This window comes from Streptococcus sp. HMSC070B10, assembly GCF_001808665.1.
Classification (GTDB): domain Bacteria; phylum Bacillota; class Bacilli; order Lactobacillales; family Streptococcaceae; genus Streptococcus.
In genome coordinates this window covers 309643-330527 of sequence record NZ_KV794214.1, presented here as the reverse complement: position 1 = coordinate 330527, position 20885 = coordinate 309643, and the positions used below count along the sequence as shown (strand labels likewise).

The window sequence follows — 20885 nt, the reverse complement described above, 5'->3', positions numbered from 1 at the left end:
AAAAGAGAAGTCCAAAAGGAAAGGAGTCAGATATGAGACAGCTAGCGAAGGATATCGATGCCTTTTTGAATGAGGTGATTTTGCAGGCGGAAAACCAACATGAAATCCTAATAGGTCATTGCACTAGTGAGGTGGCTTTGACCAATACTCAGGAGCATATCCTCATGCTTTTGTCAGAGGAATCTTTAACAAATTCAGAGTTGGCTCGTCGTCTCAATGTCAGTCAGGCGGCAGTTACCAAGGCTATTAAGTCTTTGGTCAAGGAAGGGATGTTGGAAACATCTAAAGATCCTAAGGATGCGCGTGTAATTTTTTATCAGTTGACTGATTTGGCTCGTCCAATTGCTGAGGAGCATCATCATCACCATGAGCATACACTTTTAACCTATGAACAAGTGGCAACTCAGTTTACTCCAAATGAACAAAAAGTGATCCAGCGGTTTTTAACTGCTTTAGTAGGAGAAATCAAATAATGAGATATATTACGGTAGAGGATTTATCCTTCTATTATGATAAGGAGCCTGTTCTCGAACATATCAATTATAGTGTTGATAGTGGGGAATTTGTGACTTTAACTGGGGAAAATGGGGCAGCTAAGACGACATTAATCAAGGCCAGTCTTGGAATCCTTCAGCCACGCATTGGAAAGGTGACCATTTCAAAGACAAATACGCAGGGTAAGAAATTGAGAATGGCCTATCTTCCCCAGCAGATTGCCAGTTTTAATGCAGGTTTTCCAAGTACGGTTTATGAATTTGTCAAGTCGGGTCGTTATCCGCGAAAGGGTTGGTTCCGTCGTTTGAATGCTCATGATGAGGAGCATATCAAAGCCAGTCTAGACTCAGTGGGCATGTGGGAACACAGAGACAAACGCTTGGGGTCTCTTTCTGGAGGACAAAAGCAGCGAGCGGTGATTGCACGTATGTTTGCTTCAGACCCAGATGTATTTATCCTAGATGAGCCAACAACGGGGATGGATGCAGGAAGTAAAAATGAATTTTACGAACTCATGCACCACAGCGCCCATCATCATGGTAAGGCTGTTTTGATGATTACTCATGACCCTGAAGAAGTTAAGGACTATGCGGACCGCAATATCCATCTAGTCCGTAACCAAGATTCGCCATGGCGTTGTTTCAACGTTCATGAGAATGACCAGGAGGTGGGCCATGCTTAGTTTATTATCTTATGACTTTATGCAACGCGCCTTTCTGGCTGTTATTGCAATGAGTCTTTTCTCGCCAGTTCTTGGAACCTTCCTTATCTTGCGTCGTCAGAGTTTGATGAGTGATACTCTTAGCCACGTCTCACTTTCAGGTGTAGCCTTTGGTCTGGTTCTAGGGATCTCTCCGACAGTTTCTACGATTGCCATTGTCTTGATTGCGGCGGTCTTTCTGGAGTATCTCCGTACGGTTTACAAGAGTTTTATGGAAATCGGTACAGCTATCCTCATGTCGACAGGTCTGGCTGTTTCTCTGATTGTCATGAGCAAGGGTAAAAGCTCGAGTTCTATGAGTTTGGACCAGTATCTTTTTGGTTCAATCGTGACTATTAGTGAAGAACAGGTCATTTCCCTCTTTGTCATTGCGGCGGTTGTCTTGATTTTGACTTTCCTCTTCCTTCGTCCAATGTATATCTTGACCTTTGATGAGGATACGGCCTTTGTGGATGGCTTGCCAGTTCGTACCATGTCCATTCTTTTTAACATGGTTACAGGGGTGGCCATTGCCCTTATGATTCCAGCTGCGGGAGCTCTTCTGGTATCGACCATTATGGTCTTGCCAGCCAGTATTGCCCTGCGTCTCGGGAAAAACTTTAAATCGGTTATGCTGCTTGCCAGTGCTATTGGATTTTTGGGAATGGTAGCAGGACTTTACATTTCCTACTATGCAGAAACACCTGCAAGTGCAAGTATTACCATTATTTTTGTAACTGTCTTTTTACTTATTAGTTTAGTAAGACGTTTTATCAAATAGGAGACTAACGTGAAAAAAATTAGCTTATTGTTCGCCAGTCTATGTGCCTTGTTTTTAGTGGCTTGTTCCAATCAAAAGCAGGCAGATGGCAAACTAAATATTGTGACAACCTTTTACCCTGTCTATGAATTTACCAAGCAAGTCGCAGGAGATACTGCTAATGTAGAACTCCTCATCGGTGCTGGTACAGAACCCCATGAATATGAACCGTCTGCCAAGGCAGTTGCCAAAATCCAAGACGCAGATACCTTCGTTTATGAAAATGAAAACATGGAAACATGGGTCCCTAAATTGCTAGATACTTTGGATAAGAAAAAGGTCAAAACCATCAAGGCGACAGGCGATATGTTGCTTTTGCCAGGTGGTGAGGAAGAAGAGGGAGACCATGACCATGGAGAAGAAGGCCATCACCATGAGTACGATCCCCATGTTTGGTTATCACCAGTTCGTGCCGTTAAACTTGTAGAGCACATCCGTGATAGCTTGTCAGCAGATTATCCTGATAAAAAAGAGACCTTTGAAAAGAATGCTGCTGCCTATATCGAAAAATTGCAAGCCTTGGATAAGGCTTATGCAGAAGGCTTGTCTCAAGCCAAACAAAAGAGCTTTGTGACTCAACACGCAGCCTTTAACTATCTTGCCTTGGACTATGGACTCAAACAAGTCGCAATCTCAGGTCTCTCTCCAGATGCAGAACCATCAGCTGCTCGTCTGGCAGAATTGACAGAGTACGTCAAGAAAAATAAAATTGCCTATATCTACTTTGAAGAAAATGCTTCACAAGCACTTGCTAACACACTTTCAAAAGAAGCAGGTGTCAAAACAGATGTCCTCAATCCTTTAGAAAGTCTGACAGAAGAGGATACCAAGGCTGGCGAAAACTACATCTCCGTTATGGAGAAAAACCTCAAGGCTCTGAAACAAACAACGGACCAAGAAGGCCCAGCAATTGAGCCTGAAAAGGCAGAGGATACCAAGACAGTTCAAAATGGTTACTTCGAGGATGCAGACGTCAAGGACCGCACCTTGAGTGACTATGTAGGTAACTGGCAATCAGTTTATCCTTTCCTTGAAGATGGTACGTTTGACCAAGTTTTTGACTACAAGTCTAAGTTGACTGGTAAGATGACTCAGGCTGAGTACAAGGCTTACTATACAAAAGGCTATCAGACAGATGTCACTAAGATCAACATTTCTGATAATACTATGGAATTTGTTCAAGGTGGACAAAGTAAGAAATTCACCTACAAGTATGTTGGTAAGAAAATCTTGACTTACAAGAAAGGCAATCGTGGCGTGCGCTTCCTCTTTGAAGCCACAGATGCAGACGCTGGACAGTTCAAGTATGTTCAGTTTAGTGACCACAATATCGCCCCAGTTAAGGCAGAACATTTCCATATCTTCTTTGGAGGCACAAGCCAAGAAGCCCTCTTTGAAGAAATGGATAACTGGCCAACCTACTACCCAGATAACCTATCTGGCCAAGAAATCGCTCAAGAAATGTTGGCGCATTGATGAGAAACCGACTAGTTCATAGGAGCTAGTCGGTTTTTTGATACTAGATGGCTAACTTCATGATAGATCTTTCAGATACATAAGGCGCTTTAAAAAAATAAATAAAACTCTTGAAATATCGGGGCTTGTATGTTAGAATGATTTTAACGGACAAGGTTCATTAGAACACCAAAGCCCCTAACTATGCCAGTAGTTAAGGGCTTTTTTGACGTATCTTAGAGATTTAACGGGTGTTGATAGGCTAGTCACTCGGTCTACTTCTTACCATCTAGCCATTTGCAGACGAAATACAAGATAATTCCTGCTATGACGTCCGCTATAATAGTAAGAACGAGCTCTGGGGCAAGGTTCATTAGTTTCACCTCCTCTCACGAACCGTAAGGAACGTAATCGGTAACCGATGACAAAAATAGTATACCACATTGAATTTGGATCATCAACCTCACTTAATGCTTGAATTATTGGAGTGCGGTTCACTTCAATGATGTTTTTTGTGAGTCTTTTAAAGGGATTAACCGTTACTTGTTTCGTTTCTTTGTCCACGACTTGTAAAGTTTAGATAGTATGTTGATAATCAACGGAGTTAGAAAGAACTAGCATGGTAGACCTAATTCTTTACCAGTTGGTTTAGCAAGAAATCAGACGACAATGTGACAATTCACCTCTAATTATTGACATTTCAGGAAAAATCGCAGTAAAAACTGCACAGCCTTCTTTAAATGTGCTATAATACAGGAAAAATAATGATGGAGGTCGCAATAATGGCAACATTTTTGATGATTTTTGTGGTGGTTTGTGTGCTCCTATTGGTGATAGTCACACTGAGTACAGTTTATGTGGTTCGTCAGCAGTCGGTGGCGATTATTGAACGCTTTGGGAAATACCAAAAGGTTGCCAATAGCGGAATTCATATTCGCTTGCCTTTTGGGATTGACTCGATTGCAGCGCGGATTCAGTTGCGTTTGCTGCAAAGCGATATTGTGGTTGAGACTAAGACCAAGGATAATGTGTTTGTTATGATGAATGTAGCGACTCAGTACCGTGTCAATGAGCAGAGCGTGACAGATGCCTACTATAAACTCATGCGTCCAGAATCTCAGATTAAATCTTATATCGAAGACGCTCTTCGCTCTTCTGTTCCAAAATTAACCTTGGATGAATTGTTTGAGAAAAAAGATGAGATTGCCCTTGAAGTTCAACATCAAGTAGCAGAAGAAATGACTACTTACGGTTATATTATTGTGAAAACCTTGATTACTAAGGTCGAACCAGATGCAGAAGTTAAGCAATCCATGAATGAAATCAATGCGGCGCAACGCAAACGGGTCGCAGCGCAAGAATTGGCGGAAGCAGATAAGATTAAAATCGTCACTGCAGCTGAAGCCGAAGCAGAAAAAGACCGCCTCCATGGTGTGGGGATTGCCCAACAACGTAAGGCGATTGTGGATGGATTGGCAGAGTCTATCACAGAACTCAAGGAAGCCAATGTTGGCATGACAGAAGAGCAAATCATGTCCATCCTCTTGACAAACCAATATTTGGACACCTTGAATACCTTTGCCTCTAAAGGAAATCAAACTATCTTTTTACCAAATACACCAAATGGTGTGGATGATATCCGTACCCAAATCTTGTCAGCCCTCCGTGCTGAGAAGAAATAATAGACTAAAGAGCCTGGAGTCAGGCTCTTTTTAGTGTTCGTGAGAGATAAGTCTTAGCTTAAGCAAGACGATTCACAAAAGTTACTAACAGGTTGTGGATAAGTGTGGATAACTTCTGATTGTTTTAGAGATAATTCTTATTGGTATGAGCAATCTAGTAACTTTTTAGGATTATAAAGTAGTTTTAATTCCTGTAAATAAAGAGTTAAGCACAGTTTGGGATAGTTATTCACAACTTGTGGATAACCTTGGGGATTGCAGATTTTTTATTATTTAGCGATGACTTGGTAGCCAGCTAAGTATAAAGGTTAGTTGTTCAGCTTTTAAGAGGTCTTGATGTTGAATAGTTGATACTAGAGTTGTGTCCAGTCGGCATTCTTTTACAAAGTTGAAGTGGCTGTGGTTTTGCTCAGCATGAATATCTAGCCATTTATCTTCTTTGGCAAGGTAGACTCGGAGGTGGTCAAAGAGAGGGATTCCGAGGTCATAGCTTGGTTTTCCTGGACAGGTCGGATAAAAACCGAGAGCTGACCAGATGTACCAGGCTGAGAGACTGCCATTGTCTTCATCGCCAGGATAGGCTTCCCAACTTGGGTGAAAAGCTTTCTGACGGAGCGTCTTGATGAGAAGAGCAGTGTAGTCAGGGTAATCGCAGTAACGGAAGAGATAAGGAATGTGGAAGCTTGGCTGGTTGGAAATGGCGAGTTGTCCAAAAGGAGCAGTAGCCATCTCGCTCATTTCGTGAATCTCGTAGCCATAGCCTGTTGTCTCAAAGAGGGGAGCCTCCTGACAGGCTTTTAAAAGATAGTTGCTAAAGGCTTCTTTTCCACCCATAAGCTGGATCAAGCCTGGGATATCGTGGAGGACGCCTAAAGTTGCTTGGATGGCTGAACATTCGGCATAATCACGTCCCCAACTATAAGGAGAAAAGTCAGGGTGGAAGTTGCCTTGACCATTGCGCGCTCGCATGTAACCTGTCTCAGCGTCAAATAGCTGGCGGTAATTTTGTGATGCGGCCTTGTAGGTTTTAGCGATTTCTATTTTCCCTAGTTTTTCGGCACAACTTGCGATACAAAAGTCACTATAGGTATAGTCTAGGGTGTGGCTGACGCTTTCGTGGTGCTCGGTAGAGAGGTAGCCTAGTTCTTGGTATTGGGCTAGACCGTGACGGCCATTGATGCCGAGAGGGTCGGCCTTGCTGGCTGTTTTAAGCATGGCTTGGAGGAATTCTTCTTCTAGGTCGGGGGCCATGTCCTTGCAGGCGCTATCGGCGATAATACCGTCTAAAAGTGTACCTGGCATCATACCCCGTTCATCTGGAGCCAGCCATTTTGGAAGGAAACCAGTATCGCGGTAGCTATTGAGAAAACCTTCTAAAAAACGGTGGTAGTGTTCTGGTATGATAAGGGCAAAGAGGGGGAAGGTGGTGCGGAAGGTATCCCAGAAACCATTGTTGCTGAAGAGGACACCAGGCTTTACAGTTCCAGTAGCCAAATCTTTGTGGATGGCTTGCCCTGATTCGTTCACTTCATAAAATGTCTGTGGAAATAGGAAGAGTCTGTAGAGACAGTGATCAAAAAAAGTTCGATCAACCTCTCCTGTCTCTATAATGTCAAAACGATCGAGGAGATTTTCCCAGTCCGCTTGGGCATTTGCTTTACAGCTATCAAAATCTTGTTGAGGTAGATTAAGCAGTGCTTGAGAAGGAGAGATGAAAGAAGTCGCTAGCTGAATTTCAGCATGACTATCTGCCAGGTCGATTCGCCAGTCTTCGCCTTCTTGGCTGATAGCAAGAATATCCGTATTCATTTGCAGAGCAGTGAACAGTATCAGTGGATTTTTGTTGGTTTCAGTTTTACCTTCTTGTCGCAGGGCAAGAGTTCGCTTATCTACTTGCTCTACTGTCAGTTCATCTGTTGCGTGAAGGTAGAGTGAGAGGGCTTTGCCTTGCTTTTGCTTCAAACGAATAGAAGCACCGTAGCAAGTCGGTGTGAGCTGGGTTTCAATCTGATAGCGCAGGGAGAAAATCTTCAGATAATGAGGTTGGAAAGAGGCCTTATCCATATCATAGGAAGACTGACGATGGAAGAGGCTGTCTCCACCTAGCTGGCCTGTGACAGGTGTCAGAAGGAGCCAAGAGTAGTCTCCAATCCAAGGACTGGGCTGGTGGGTTAATCGAATCCCCTGAAAGATAGGCAGATGCGGATCGAAAAACCAAGAGCCCTCCTGGTCACTGGTCTGGGGTACAAAGTAATTCATCCCAAAAGGCACGCCTGTGTATGGCAGGGTATTTCCCCGAGAGAAGGCATGTTTGCTGGCAGTTCCAAATCGGGTATCGATGGTTTCAAGTAGTGGTTTCATAGTCTTTCCTTTAGCTGTTTTTCTACATTATATCAGAAAGAGATAACCTATAGAAAAGGAGTTTCAAAGATAACTATTTTGTAGAAAAATGACTATCATTTGTGTATGTATTTTCTGCCTCAAAAGCTATATACTGAAAATGAAACTTGTTTGAAAGAGGATACTGCACGATGATTTATTCAAAAGAAATTGTTAGAGAATGGCTAGATGAAGTAGCAGAACGTGCTAAGGACCATCCAGAGTGGGTGGATGTTTTCGAGCGTTGCTATACAGACACCTTGGACAATACGGTTGAAATCCTAGAAGATGGTTCAACCTTTGTCTTGACTGGGGATATTCCTGCTATGTGGCTTCGAGATTCGACAGCTCAACTCAGACCCTACCTACATGTGGCTAAAAGAGATTCCCTCCTGCGTCAGACCATTGCAGGTTTGATCAAACGTCAGATGACCTTGGTGCTCAAGGATCCTTATGCCAACTCCTTCAACATTGAGGAAAACTGGAAGGGGCACCACGAGACCGACCACACCGACCTTAATGGCTGGATTTGGGAACGCAAGTATGAGGTGGACTCGCTTTGCTATCCTTTGCAGTTGGCTTATCTCCTCTGGAAAGAGACTGGCGAGACTAGTCAGTTTGATGAGACTTTTGTCGCAGCGACTAAGGAAATTCTTCATCTGTGGACAGTGGAACAAGACCACAAGAACTCTCCTTATCGTTTTGTCCGCGATACGGACCGCAAGGAAGATACCTTGGTAAATGATGGCTTTGGCCCTGATTTTGCAGTGACAGGCATGACCTGGTCAGCTTTTCGTCCGAGTGATGACTGCTGTCAGTATAGTTACTTGATTCCGTCCAATATGTTTGCTGTAGTAGTCTTGGGTTATGTGCAAGAGATCTTCGCAGAATTAAACCTAGCTGATAGCGAAAGTGTTATCACAGACGCTAAGCGTCTCAAAGCGGAGATCCAAGAAGGGATCGAAAACTACGCCTACACAACCAACAGCAAGGGCGAAAAGATTTATGCCTTTGAAGTGGATGGTCTAGGAAATGCCAGCATCATGGATGATCCAAACGTACCAAGTTTGTTGGCGGCGCCTTATCTGGGCTACTGTTCGGTCGATGATGAAGTTTATCAAGCAACTCGTCGTACCATTCTGAGCTCTGAAAATCCCTACTTCTACCAAGGAGAATACGCTAGCGGTCTCGGAAGTTCTCATACCTTCTATCGCTATATCTGGCCAATCGCCCTTTCTATCCAAGGTTTGACAACAAGGGATAAGGCAGAGAAGAAATTCTTGCTGGATCAGCTGGTTGCCTGCGATGGTGGTACAGGTGTTATGCATGAAAGCTTTCACGTAGATGACCCAACTCTCTACTCTCGTGAATGGTTCTCTTGGGCCAACATGATGTTCTGTGAATTGGTCTTGGATTACTTGGATATCCGCTAAGGAACACGCTTTAGCGCAACTGATTCTTGGAAAGAATCACAAATTTACATTTAAAACGTTAACAATAAAAATTTAAATTTAGAATGAGGTTTTACTTCATGGAAAATGTTGTCGTACATATTATCTCACATAGTCACTGGGATCGTGAGTGGTACTTGCCTTTTGAAAGTCACCGTATGCAGTTGGTGGAATTATTTGACAATCTCTTCGATCTCTTTGAAAATGACCCTGAGTTCAAGAGCTTCCATTTGGATGGTCAAACCATTGTCCTTGATGACTACTTGGAGATTTGCCCTGAAAATCGCGACAAAGTCCAACGATACATCGACGAAGGCAAACTTAAAATTGGTCCTTTTTACATCTTGCAAGATGACTACTTGATTTCAAGTGAAGCCAATGTCCGCAATACCTTGATTGGTCAGCAAGAAGCTGCAAAATGGGGCAAATCAACCCAGATTGGTTACTTCCCTGATACTTTTGGAAATATGGGACAAGCTCCTCAAATCCTTCAAAAATCAGGCATTCACGTGGCAGCCTTTGGTCGTGGTGTGAAACCGATTGGATTTGACAACCAAGTTCTCGAAGATGAGCAGTTTACTTCCCAGTTTTCAGAAATGTACTGGCAGGGTGCGGACGGAAGTCGTGTCCTCGGTATCCTCTTTGCCAACTGGTATAGTAATGGAAATGAAATTCCAGTTGATAAAGACGAGGCCTTGACCTTCTGGAAACAAAAGTTGTCAGACGTGCGTGACTATGCTTCGACCAATCAATGGTTGATGATGAACGGCTGTGACCATCAGCCTGTACAGAAAAATTTGAGTGAAGCCATTCGTGTGGCAAATGAACTCTTCCCAGACGTGACCTTTGTGCACAGTTCTTTTGATGAATATGTTCAAGCTGTGGAAAGTGCTCTACCAGAGCAGTTATCAACTGTTACAGGTGAGTTGACCAGTCAGGAAACAGACGGCTGGTACACACTTGCCAACACTTCTTCATCTCGTATTTATCTCAAACAAGCCTTCCAAGAAAATAGCAACCTCCTAGAGCAAGTTGTAGAACCCTTGACTATTATCACTGGGGGTCATAACCACAAGGACCAGTTGACCTATGCTTGGAAAACACTTTTGCAGAATGCGCCACATGATAGCATCTGTGGCTGTAGCGTGGACGAAGTTCACCGAGAGATGGAAACTCGTTTTGCCAAGGTCAACCAAGTAGGAAACTTTGTTAAGAGCAATCTTCTTAACGAATGGAAGGGTAAAATCGCTACAGCTAAGGCTCAAAGTGATTATCTCTTTACGGTCATTAACACAGGCCTGCATGATAAGGTCGATACTGTCAGCACAGTGATTGATGTGGCGATTTGTGATTTCAAGGAATTGCACCCAACAGAAGGTTACAAGAAGATGGCTACTCTTACCTTGCCAAGTTATCGTGTGGAGGACTTGGATGGGCGTCCTGTAGAGGCTAAAATCGAAGATCTTGGGGCTAATTTTGAGTATGATTTACCAAAAGACAAGTTCCGCCAAGCTCGTATTGCTCGTCAAGTGCGCGTGACCATTCCAGTTCACCTAGCACCTCTCTCTTGGACAACCTTCCAATTGCTGGAAGGAGAGCAAGAACACCGTGAGGGTATTTACCAAAACGGAGTGATTGATACGCCATTTGTAACGGTCAGTGTGGATGACAACATCACAGTCTATGACAAGAAAACTCACGAAGCCTATGAAGATTTTATCCGCTTCGAAGACCGTGGTGACATCGGAAACGAGTATATCTATTTCCAACCAAAAGGAACAGAGCCCATCTATGCAGAGCTTAAGGACTACGAGGTCTTGGAAAACACAGCTCGCTACGCTAAGATTTTGCTCAAACATGAATTGACCGTGCCTGTCAGTGCAGATGAAAAGCTAGAAGAAGAGCAAAAAGGTATCATCGAGTTTATGAAGCGTGAGGCGGGACGTTCAGAAGAATTGACAAGCATTCCTCTGGAAACTGAGTTGACTGTCTTCGTTGACAATCCACAAATCCGTTGCAAGACTCGCTTTACCAATACTGTCAAAGATCATCGTATCCGTCTCTTGGTCAAGACTCACAACACGCGTCCAAGCAATGATTCTGAAAGCATCTATGAGGTGGTGACACGACCAAACAAGCCAGCAACTTCATGGGAAAATCCTGAAAATCCTCAACACCAACAAGCCTTTGTTAGTCTGTATGACGATGAAAAAGGGGTGACTGTATCCAACAAGGGATTGAATGAATACGAAATCCTTGGAGACGACACTATTGCAGTGACCATTCTGCGTGCGTCAGGTGAGCTAGGTGACTGGGGTTACTTCCCAACACCAGAAGCACAATGCTTGCGTGAGTTTGAAGTCGAGTTTGCGCTTGAATGCCACCAAGCCCAAGAACGCTTCTCAGCCTATCGTCGTGCTAAAGCCTTGCAGACACCGTTTACTAGCCTTCAGCTTGCTAGACAAGAAGGCAGCGTGGCTGCGACTGGTAGCCTCTTGAGCCATTCTGTTCTCAGCATACCGCAAATCTGTCCAACAGCCTTTAAGGTAGCTGAAAATGAAGAAGGCTATATCCTTCGTTACTACAATATGTGTAGTGAAAATGTACGTGTACCGGAAAGTCAACATCTCTTCCTGGACCTACTGGAACGACCATACCCGGTTCATAGAGGCCTCATTTCACCACAAGAGATTCGTACAGAATTCATCAAAAAAGAAGAAATTTAATTTCAAAGAGTAAACATAAAAAGAAAGGAGGGGCGAAAAGGTAAGAACTAACTACTGATTCGCCCTTTTTTATGGTAAAAACAATGACCATTGCAACGATTGATATCGGAGGGACTGGGATTAAGTTTGCCAGTCTGACTCCTGATGGGAAAATACTGAATAAGACAAGCATTCCAACGCCTGAAAACTTGGAGGACTTACTAGCTTGGCTAGATCAACGTTTGTCAGAACAGGATTATAGCGGGATTGCTATGAGCGTTCCAGGCGCTGTCAATCAAGAGACAGGTGTGATTGATGGCTTCAGTGCGGTGCCCTACATTCACGGATTTTCTTGGTATGAGGCGCTTAGCTCTTATCAGATTCCTGTCCATCTGGAAAATGATGCCAACTGCGTTGGACTCAGTGAATTACTGGCTCATCCAGAGCTTGAAAATGCAGCTTGTGTCGTAATTGGGACAGGGATTGGCGGAGCTATGATTATCAATGGCAGACTTCACCGAGGTCGCCACGGTCTGGGTGGAGAATTTGGCTACATGACCACCCTTGCTCCTGCCGAAAAGCTCAACAACTGGTCGCAACTAGCGTCAACTGGAAATATGGTACGCTACGTGATTGAAAAATCTGGTCAGACTGATTGGGACGGTCGCAAGATTTACCAAGAGGCCGAAGCAGGAAATGCCCTTTGTCAAGAAGCCATTGAGCGCATGAACCGTAATCTGGCGCAAGGCTTGCTCAATATTCAGTATCTCATCGACCCAGATGTCATTAGTCTGGGAGGCTCTATCAGTCAAAATCCAGATTTTATTCAAGGTGTCAAGAAGGCTGTAGATGACTTTGTTGATACCTACGAAGAATACACGGTCGCACCAGTTATCCAAGCCTGCACCTATCATGCAGATGCCAATCTCTACGGTGCCCTTGTCAACTGGCTACAGGAGGAAAATCAATGGTAAGATTTACAGGACTTAGTTCCAAACAAACTCAGGCAATCGACTTGCTGACAAAGCATATCTCTTTACCAGATGTGGAAGTATCTGTCGCTCAGTCTGACCAAGCCTCTATTTCAATCAAGGGTGAGGGTGGTCACTATCAATTGACCTATCGCAAACCTCACCAACTTTATCGTGCCTTGTCCTTGTTAGCAACAGCTCTAGTAGAAGGTGATAAAGTAGAGATTGAAGAACAAGCAGCTTATGAAGATTTGGCTTATATGGCTGACTGTTCGCGAAATGCGGTGCTGAATGTGGCTTCTGCCAAGCAGATGATTGAGGTCTTGGCTCTCATGGGCTACTCAACCTTTGAGCTTTACATGGAGGACACCTACCAGATTGAAGGGCAGCCTTACTTTGGCTATTTTCGTGGAGCCTACTCGGCTAAGGAGTTGCAGGAAATCGAAGCCTATGCCCAGCAGTTTGACATGACCTTTGTTCCTTGCATCCAGACCTTGGCCCACTTGTCTGCCTTCGTTAAATGGGGTGTCAAAGAAGTGCAGGAACTCCGTGATGTGGAGGATATCCTCCTTATCGGCGAAGAAAAGGTTTATGACCTGATTGATGGCATGTTTGCTACCCTATCTAAACTGAAGACTCGCAAGGTCAATATTGGGATGGACGAAGCCCACTTGGTTGGTTTGGGACGCTACTTGATTCTGAACGGTGTTGTGGATCGTAGTCTCCTCATGTGCCAACACTTGGAGCGCGTGCTAGATATTGCTGACAAATATGGTTTCCACTGCCAGATGTGGAGCGATATGTTCTTTAAACTTATGTCAGCAGATGGCCAGTACGACCGCGATGTGGAAATTCCAGAAGAAACTCGTGTCTACCTGGACAGTCTCAAAGACCGTGTGACCTTGGTTTACTGGGACTATTATCAGGATAGCGAGGAAAAATACAACCGCAATTTCCGCAACCATCACAAGATTAGCCATGACCTTGCCTTTGCAGGTGGTGCTTGGAAGTGGATTGGTTTCACACCCAATAACCATTTCAGCCGTCTCATCGCTCTTGAAGCCAATAAAGCCTGTCGTGCCAATGATATCAAAGAAGTCATTGTAACGGGTTGGGGGGATAATGGTGGTGAGACCGCTCAGTTTTCTATCCTACCAAGCTTGCAAATCTGGGCAGAACTCAGCTATCGCAATGACCTAGACCGTTTGTCTGCACACTTCAAAACCAATACTGGTCTATCGGTTGAGGACTTTATGCAGATTGACCTAGCTAATCTCTTGCCAGACCTACCGGGTAATCTCAGCGGGATCAATCCTAACCGCTATGTCTTTTATCAGGATATTCTCTGTCCGATCCTTGATCGACACATGACACCTGAACAGGACAAACCGCACTTCGCTCAGGCTGCTGAGACGCTCGCTGCCATTAAAGAAAAAGCTGGAAACTATGCCTATCTCTTTGAAACTCAGGCCCAGTTGAATGCCATTTTAAGTAGCAAAGTGGACGTGGGACGACGCATTCGTCAGGCCTATCAAGTAAATGATAAGGAAAGTCTGCAAGAAATCGCAAGACAAGAATTACCAGAACTCAGAAGCCAAATTGAAGACTTCCATGCCCTCTTTAGCCATCAATGGTTGAAGGAAAATAAGGTCTTTGGCTTGGATACGGTTGACATCCGTATGGGCGGACTCTTGCAACGAATCAAACGAGCAGAAAGTCGTATCGAGGCTTATCTGGCTGGTCAGCTTGACCGTATTGATGAGTTAGAAGTGGAAATCTTACCATTTACAGACTTCTACGCAGACAAGAACTTCGCAGCCACAACAGCCAACCAGTGGCATACCATTGCGACAGCTTCGACGATTTATACAACATAAAAAACAAGAACACTGTGCTCTTACTCAGAGTGTTTCTCGTGAAACATCCCTTTCTTAAAAAAGTACTCCACATAAAATAATTTGTGGAGTTTTTTCTATAATTAGTAGTTTAACCTAACCTTCAAATAGGAGTATACTAATAATGTAATCGTTATCAAAAGTCTAAAAAGGAATTTTTAGATGGATATCAAAATAAAAAAGGGAGGAAATTATGAATAAGTTTTCAAAAACCTTGAGAGACAATTGGATCTTTCTCTTGATGGTTTTACCAGGGGCACTCTGGTTGATTCTATTCTTCTACATTCCAGTATTTGGAAACGTGGTTGCCTTTAAAGACTACCACATGACCAGTAATGGATTTATAGATAGTATCGTGAATAGTAAATGGGTCGGACTCGATAATTTCAGATTCTTGTTTAGTTCAAAAGACGCCTTTATCATCACTCGAAATACTGTCCTCTACAATCTAGGCTTTATCTTTATCGGTTTGATTGTATCTGTAGGGATTGCTATCATCTTAAGTGAACTCCGTTCTAAGAGAATGGTTAAGATCTTCCAAACTTCCATGTTGTTCCCTTACTTCTTGTCTTGGGTTATCATCAGTTTCTTTACAGATGCCTTCCTAAACATCGATAAAGGTGTGTTCAACCATTTCCTAGAATCTATTGGAATGAAGGAAATTAATTTCTACGCTGACTTGGGCATCTGGCCATATCTCCTACTTTTCCTAGGTATTTGGAAAGGCTTTGGATATAGCAGTGTCATGTACTATGCGACAATCATGGGAATTGATCCAACCTACTACGAAGCAGCGACAGTGGACGGAGCCAGCAAATGGCAACGAATTCGCAATGTAACCATTCCGCAGTTGACACCGTTGGTAACTGTATTGACCATCCTTGCAGTCGGGAATATCTTCCGTGCAGACTTCGGTCTCTTCTACCAAATCCCTCACAATGCTGGTCAGCTTTATAACGTAACCAATGTCTTGGACGTATATGTTTATAACGGTTTGACTCAGACAGCGGATATCGGGATGGCTTCAGCGGCAGGTCTCTACCAATCAGTTGTCGGCTTGATTCTGGTTATCCTATCAAACTTACTGGCAAGACGAGTTGATCCAAACTCAGCCTTGTTCTAGAAAGGAGGAGAATATGGCAGAAAAGAAAATTAAAAAAGAAAAAATTGATAATGTCGGCATTCACTCCTTCAGTAAGAAAGCGGATATCTTCTTTAGTACCATTTCTGGTTTGGTTGCCCTCTCTTGTATCCTACCCTTTGTATTCGTTATCGTTATTTCAGTGACAGATGAAAAGAGTATCCTTCAAAATGGATATAGCTTCTTCCCATCTCAATTTGGCTTAGACGGTTTTGAGTTTTTGGCACAGTTTAAGGATAAAATTCTCCAAGCCCTCTTCATCTCAGTCTTTGTAACAGTGGTGGGGACTATCACAAACGTTTTTATCACAACAACCTATGCCTACGCTATTTCACGGACAACCTTTAAGTATCGCAGATTCTTTACGATTTTTGCCCTTCTTAGTATGTTGTTCAACGCCGGTTTGGTACCGGGCTATATTGTGGTAACTCGTTTACTTCAGCTTGGTGACACTGTTTGGGCCTTGATTGTTCCAATGCTTCTCTCACCATTTAACATCATCTTGATGCGTTCCTTCTTCAAGAAGACCATTCCAGAAGCCATTCTAGAATCCGCTCGTATCGATGGTGCTAGTGAGGCCCGGATCTTCTTCCAAATCTGTTTGCCATTGTCACTACCAGGTATCGCAACCATCACGCTCTTAACAGCTCTTGGTTTCTGGAATGACTGGTTCAACGCCCTTCTTTACATCAAGAGTGACAACTTGTACCCATTGCAATATTTGCTCATGCAAATCCAACAAAATATGGACTACATCGCAAAAGCAGTCGGCCTATCTGGTCAACTGGGAGTTGCTCTACCAAAAGAAACAGGACGTATGGCCATGGTTGTGGTCGCAACCCTTCCAATCGCGATTCTGTATCCATTCTTCCAACGCTACTTTGTAAAAGGTTTGACTATCGGTGGCGTGAAAGAATAGTGCTTGTTGAGAAGAACATTTCTCGTTTCCAAACTTCCCTTGCGTGAAGTTAATACTCTTCGAAAATCTCTTCAAACCGCGTCAACGTCGCCTTGCCGTAGGTATGATTACTGACTTCGTCAGTTTCATCCACAACCTCAAAGCAGTGCTTTGAGCAACCTGCGGCTAGTTTCCTAGTTTGCTCTTTGATTTTCATTGAGTATAAGATCATTACATTGTTTATAAGTTTAAAAATAAAAAAAAGGAGTTTTTGTCATGAAAAACTGGAAAAAATATGCTTTTGCATCTGCTAGTGTAGTCGCTTTGGCTGCTGGTCTTGCTGCTTGTGGAAATCTTTCAGGTAACAATAAGAAAGCTGCTGATTCAGCTTCAGGTGATAAACCTGTTATCAAGATGTATCAAATCGGTGACAAACCAGACAACTTGGATGAATTACTAACAAATGCAAATAAAATCATCGAAGAAAAAGTTGGTGCAAAATTGGAAATCAAATACCTTGGATGGGGTGACTACGGCAAGAAAATGTCAGTTATTACATCATCTGGTGAAAACTATGATATCGCCTTTGCAGATAACTACGTTGTAAATGCACAAAAAGGTGCTTACGCTGACTTGACAGAATTGTACAAGAAAGAAGGAGCAGAGCTTTATAAAGCACTTGACCCAGCTTACATCAAGGGAAATACTGTAAACGGTAAGATTTATGCAGTACCAGTTGCGGCTAACGTTGCATCTTCACAAAACTTTGCCTTCAACGGAACTCTTCTTGCTAAATACGGTATCGATATTTCAGGTGTCACTTCATACGAAACACTTGAGCCAGTCTTGAAACAAATCAAAGAAAAAGCTCCAGATGTAGTGCCATTTGCGGTTACTAAGAACTTCATCCCATCTGATAACTTTGACTACCCAGTTCCAAATGGACTTCCATTCGTTATCGACCTTGAAGGAGACACTACTAAGATTGTAAACCGTTACGAAGTACCTCGTTTCAAAGAACACTTGAAGACTCTTCACAAATTCTATGAAGCTGGATACATTCCAAAAGATGTAGCAACAAGCGATACTTCATTTGACCTTCAACAAGATACTTGGTTCGTTCGTGAAGAAACAGTAGGACCAGCTGACTACGGCAATAGCTTGCTTTCACGTGTTGCGAACAAAGATATCCAAATCAAACCAATTACTAACTTCATCAAGAAAAACCAAACAACACAAGTTGCTAACTTTGTAATCTCAAACAACTCTAAGAACAAAGAAAAATCAATGGAAGTGTTGAACCTCTTGAACACTAACCCAGAACTTTTGAACGGTCTTGTTTACGGTCCAGAAGGCAAGAACTGGGAAAAAATTGAAGGTAAAGAAAACCGTGTTCGTGTCCTTGATGGATACAAAGGAAACACTCACATGGGTGGATGGAACACAGGTAACAACTGGATCCTTTACATCAACGAAAACGTTACAGACCAACAAATCGAAGATTCTAAGAAACAATTGGCAGAAGCTAAAGAATCTCCAGCGCTTGGATTCATCTTTAACACTGACAGTGTGAAATCTGAAATCTCAGCTATCTCTAACACAATGCAACAATTCGATACAGCTATCAACACTGGTACTGTAGACCCAGATAAAGCTATTCCAGAATTGATGGAAAAATTGAAATCTGAAGGTGCTTACGATAAAGTATTGAACGAAATGCAAAAACAATACGATGAATTCTTGAAAAACAAAAAATCATAAAATCAATTGATTTCGTGTATTCATTCCTAACTCCTAAAAACTGAATCACTGTTTTCCTCAGGCTTATCTGGGGGAGGCAGTGATTTTTTGAAACGAGAGATCATAGATATCCATGTTTTTTTATCACTATTTAACCATTCAGGAAATCTCAAGTACCATTTTGGATTTGGAGTAAGGATTTAGGAAAATATAGCTTATATTAGAGATGTCTCGAGTTTACAAAGGAGAGTTCATATGAAGAAGTATCAACTTCTATTCAAAATAAGTGCAGTCTTCTCTTACTTATTTTTCGTATTTGGTCTTTCTCAGCTGACGCTTATTGTCCAAAATTATTGGCAATTTTCTTCTCAGATAGGAAATTTTTTCTGGATTCGAAATATCTTGAGTGTGCTATTTAGCGGAGTCATGATTTGGATTCTGGTTAAGACAGGTCATGGTTATCTCTTTCACATTCCAAGAAAAAAATGGCTTTGGTATTCGATTTTGACAGTATTAGTGGTAGTGCTCCAGATCTCTTTTAACGTTCAGACAGCTAAACATGTTCAGTCAACTGCTGAAGGTTGGGCTGTATTGATAGGTTATAGTGAGACTAACTTTGCTGAGCTAGGTATCTATATAACTTTGTTCTTTCTGACTCCACTTATGGAAGAGCTAATCTATAGAGGATTACTGCAACACGCTTTTTTTAAGCATTCGAGATTTGGCCTTGACTTGCTTCTTCCGTCAATTTTATTTGCTCTTCCTCATTTTTCAAGCCTGCCTAGTTTGTTAGATATCTTCGTCTTTGCAACATCTGGCATCATCTTTGCTAGTTTGACCCGCTATACCAAGAGCATTTATCCTTCCTATGCGGTGCATGTGATTAATAATATTTTCGCGACATTACCATTTTTGCTGACTTTTTTACACAGGGTATTTGGGTGAAATATTGGTACGAGAGTTAGGAATGATAGCTTTTCAATTTAAGGAGGAAAATAAGAATGACACCATTAAAATGGTTTGCAGGAGGAAGCGAAAGGCGTTGTGAAGCCATGACTATCATAGATCATCTACTAGAAGACATAAAGGATACGCCTCAGCTGACTCCCTTGAAAAATCTGTTAGTGAGTTATAAAAGACGATTAGAGGACGATGGGACCTCTACTCCATTTATTTTGAGCCAAATGAATGTTGACATCTCACGTGTGTTGATTGATAATAAGCTGAGTTTGTCCGAAGGTCAAGCCGAGCAGATCAAAAAATTAAGAGAATTATCTGTGATTCGCTATGGCTACTGACGAAGTGCAGGGATAAGCACCTTTCTACAATTTCCAGTCAAATAAATTGCATTCGCTTTCTCAAGCAGGTATACTAGTATAGTTAGATGAAAAATTCTGAAAATTTAAGAATAGAAAAGAGAACAAATCTTATGGCAAAAGATATTCGTGTCTTACTTTACTACCTTTACACTCCAATTGAAAATGCAGAGCAATTTGCTGCAGACCACTTGGCTTTCTGTAAATCAATCGGCCTTAAAGGTCGTATCCTAGTCGCTGACGAAGGAATTAACGGAACAGTTTCAGGTGACTACGAAACAACTCAAAAATACATGGACTACGTTCACAGCCTCCCAGGTATGGAAGATCTCTGGTTCAAGATTGACGAAGAAAATGAACAAGCCTTCAAGAAGATGTTTGTTCGCTACAAGAAAGAAATTGTCCACCTTGGTTTGGAAGACAACGACTTTGATAACGACATCAACCCACTTGAAACAACAGGTGCTTACTTGTCTCCAAAAGAGTTCAAAGAAGCTCTTCTTGACGAAGATACAGTTGTCCTTGACACACGTAATGATTACGAGTATGACCTAGGACATTTCCGTGGGGCTATCCGCCCAGATATCCGCAACTTCCGTGAGTTGCCACAGTGGGTTCGTGATAACAAGGAAAAATTCATGGACAAGCGCGTCGTGGTTTACTGTACAGGTGGTGTTCGCTGTGAGAAATTCTCAGGCTGGATGGTCCGTGAAGGCTACAAAGATGTCGGCCAATTGCACGGAGGAATCGCAACTTACGGTAAAGACCCAGAAGTTCAAGGTGAACTTTGGGATGGGAAAATGTACGTCTTTGACGAGCGTATTGCCGTAGATGTTAACCATGTCAACCCAACTATCGTAGGGAAAGACTGGTTTGATGGAACACCATGTGAACGTTATGTTAACTGTGGAAATCCATTCTGTAACCGTCGTATCTTGACATCAGAAGAAAATGAAGACAAGTACCTTCGTGGATGTTCACACGAGTGTCGTGTTCACCCACGTAACCGCTATGTTTCAGAACATGAATTGACACAAGCTGAAGTTGTCGAGCGTCTAGCCGCTATCGGTGAAAGCTTGGATCAAGCAGCTACTGTATAAGATTAAACAGTCCTTAGGGGCTGTTTTTCTATGCTTTTTACTAAAAAATCTAATACTCAATGAAAATCAAAGAGCAAACTAGGAAGCTAGCCGCAGGCTGTACTTGAGTACGGTAAGGCGACGCTGACGCGGTTTGA

The 20885-nt window shown here is 42.7% G+C and carries 16 protein-coding genes; 15 read left to right on the top strand and 1 reads right to left on the bottom strand.

Annotated elements, in window-relative coordinates; genetic code table 11:
* Positions 1-32: 32 nt before the first annotated feature.
* The 5 genes from adcR (at position 33) to HMPREF2613_RS09180 (ending at position 5152) form a co-directional block, all read left to right on the top strand.
* Positions 33-473, top strand: a complete 441-nt coding sequence (gene adcR, locus HMPREF2613_RS09200) for a zinc-dependent transcriptional regulator AdcR (protein ID WP_001249308.1) — start codon at positions 33-35, stop codon at positions 471-473.
* The gene (locus tag HMPREF2613_RS09195; protein ID WP_033689523.1) at positions 473-1177 is read left to right on the top strand and encodes a metal ABC transporter ATP-binding protein; all 705 of its coding nucleotides are present in this window, start codon (positions 473-475) and stop codon (positions 1175-1177) included. The genes adcR and HMPREF2613_RS09195 overlap by 1 nt, the downstream gene beginning before the upstream one ends.
* The gene (locus HMPREF2613_RS09190; protein ID WP_000950038.1) at positions 1170-1976 is read left to right on the top strand and encodes a metal ABC transporter permease; all 807 of its coding nucleotides are present in this window, start codon (positions 1170-1172) and stop codon (positions 1974-1976) included. The genes HMPREF2613_RS09195 and HMPREF2613_RS09190 overlap by 8 nt, the downstream gene beginning before the upstream one ends.
* A 9-nt stretch (positions 1977-1985) precedes the next feature.
* Positions 1986-3491: a zinc ABC transporter substrate-binding lipoprotein AdcA gene (gene adcA / locus HMPREF2613_RS09185; RefSeq protein ID WP_049546879.1), complete on the top strand. Its 1506-nt coding sequence runs from the start codon at positions 1986-1988 to the stop codon at positions 3489-3491.
* A 776-nt stretch (positions 3492-4267) separates the two neighbouring features.
* Positions 4268-5152, top strand: coding sequence for an SPFH domain-containing protein (locus tag HMPREF2613_RS09180; RefSeq protein ID WP_004235732.1), 885 nt, complete (start codon positions 4268-4270; stop codon positions 5150-5152).
* Positions 5153-5425: 273 nt separating this feature from the next.
* Here HMPREF2613_RS09180 and HMPREF2613_RS09175 read toward each other — a convergent pair whose 3' ends face one another.
* Positions 5426-7513 carry a GH92 family glycosyl hydrolase gene (locus tag HMPREF2613_RS09175; RefSeq protein ID WP_070480095.1) on the bottom strand — a complete coding sequence of 696 codons (2088 nt, stop codon included), beginning with the start codon at positions 7511-7513 and terminating at the stop codon, positions 5426-5428.
* 170 nt (positions 7514-7683) lie between these two features.
* Between HMPREF2613_RS09175 and HMPREF2613_RS09170 the strand changes: the two genes are divergently transcribed.
* The 10 genes from HMPREF2613_RS09170 (at position 7684) to HMPREF2613_RS09120 (ending at position 20748) form a co-directional block, all read left to right on the top strand.
* Entirely contained in the window at positions 7684-8964 is a 1281-nt protein-coding gene (locus tag HMPREF2613_RS09170; RefSeq protein WP_070480094.1) for a glycoside hydrolase family 125 protein, read from the top strand.
* Between the two features lie 98 nt (positions 8965-9062).
* A complete protein-coding gene (locus HMPREF2613_RS09165) occupies positions 9063-11708 on the top strand; it encodes an alpha-mannosidase (protein WP_070480093.1) in 2646 nt (881 codons plus the stop codon).
* A gap of 83 nt (positions 11709-11791) precedes the next feature.
* Positions 11792-12661, top strand: coding sequence for an ROK family protein (locus HMPREF2613_RS09160; RefSeq protein WP_070480115.1), 870 nt, complete (start codon positions 11792-11794; stop codon positions 12659-12661).
* A complete protein-coding gene (locus HMPREF2613_RS09155) occupies positions 12655-14535 on the top strand; it encodes a beta-N-acetylhexosaminidase (protein WP_070480092.1) in 1881 nt (626 codons plus the stop codon). The genes HMPREF2613_RS09160 and HMPREF2613_RS09155 overlap by 7 nt, the downstream gene beginning before the upstream one ends.
* Positions 14536-14746: 211 nt before the next feature.
* On the top strand, positions 14747-15676 hold the full coding sequence (locus tag HMPREF2613_RS09150; RefSeq protein ID WP_001032152.1) for an ABC transporter permease: 930 nt from the start codon (positions 14747-14749) through the stop codon (positions 15674-15676).
* A 13-nt stretch (positions 15677-15689) separates the two neighbouring features.
* On the top strand, positions 15690-16613 hold the full coding sequence (locus tag HMPREF2613_RS09145; protein WP_000818353.1) for a carbohydrate ABC transporter permease: 924 nt from the start codon (positions 15690-15692) through the stop codon (positions 16611-16613).
* 255 nt (positions 16614-16868) lie between these two features.
* Entirely contained in the window at positions 16869-18353 is a 1485-nt protein-coding gene (locus HMPREF2613_RS09135) for an ABC transporter substrate-binding protein (RefSeq protein ID WP_049491181.1), read from the top strand.
* A 234-nt stretch (positions 18354-18587) separates the two neighbouring features.
* On the top strand, positions 18588-19277 hold the full coding sequence (locus tag HMPREF2613_RS09130; RefSeq protein WP_070480091.1) for a CPBP family intramembrane glutamic endopeptidase: 690 nt from the start codon (positions 18588-18590) through the stop codon (positions 19275-19277).
* A 56-nt stretch (positions 19278-19333) separates the two neighbouring features.
* Positions 19334-19630, top strand: coding sequence for a bacteriocin immunity protein (locus HMPREF2613_RS09125; RefSeq protein ID WP_049491184.1), 297 nt, complete (start codon positions 19334-19336; stop codon positions 19628-19630).
* A gap of 131 nt (positions 19631-19761) precedes the next feature.
* The gene (locus tag HMPREF2613_RS09120) at positions 19762-20748 is read left to right on the top strand and encodes an oxygen-dependent tRNA uridine(34) hydroxylase TrhO (RefSeq protein ID WP_001030011.1); all 987 of its coding nucleotides are present in this window, start codon (positions 19762-19764) and stop codon (positions 20746-20748) included.
* The last annotated feature ends 137 nt before the right edge of the window (positions 20749-20885 follow it).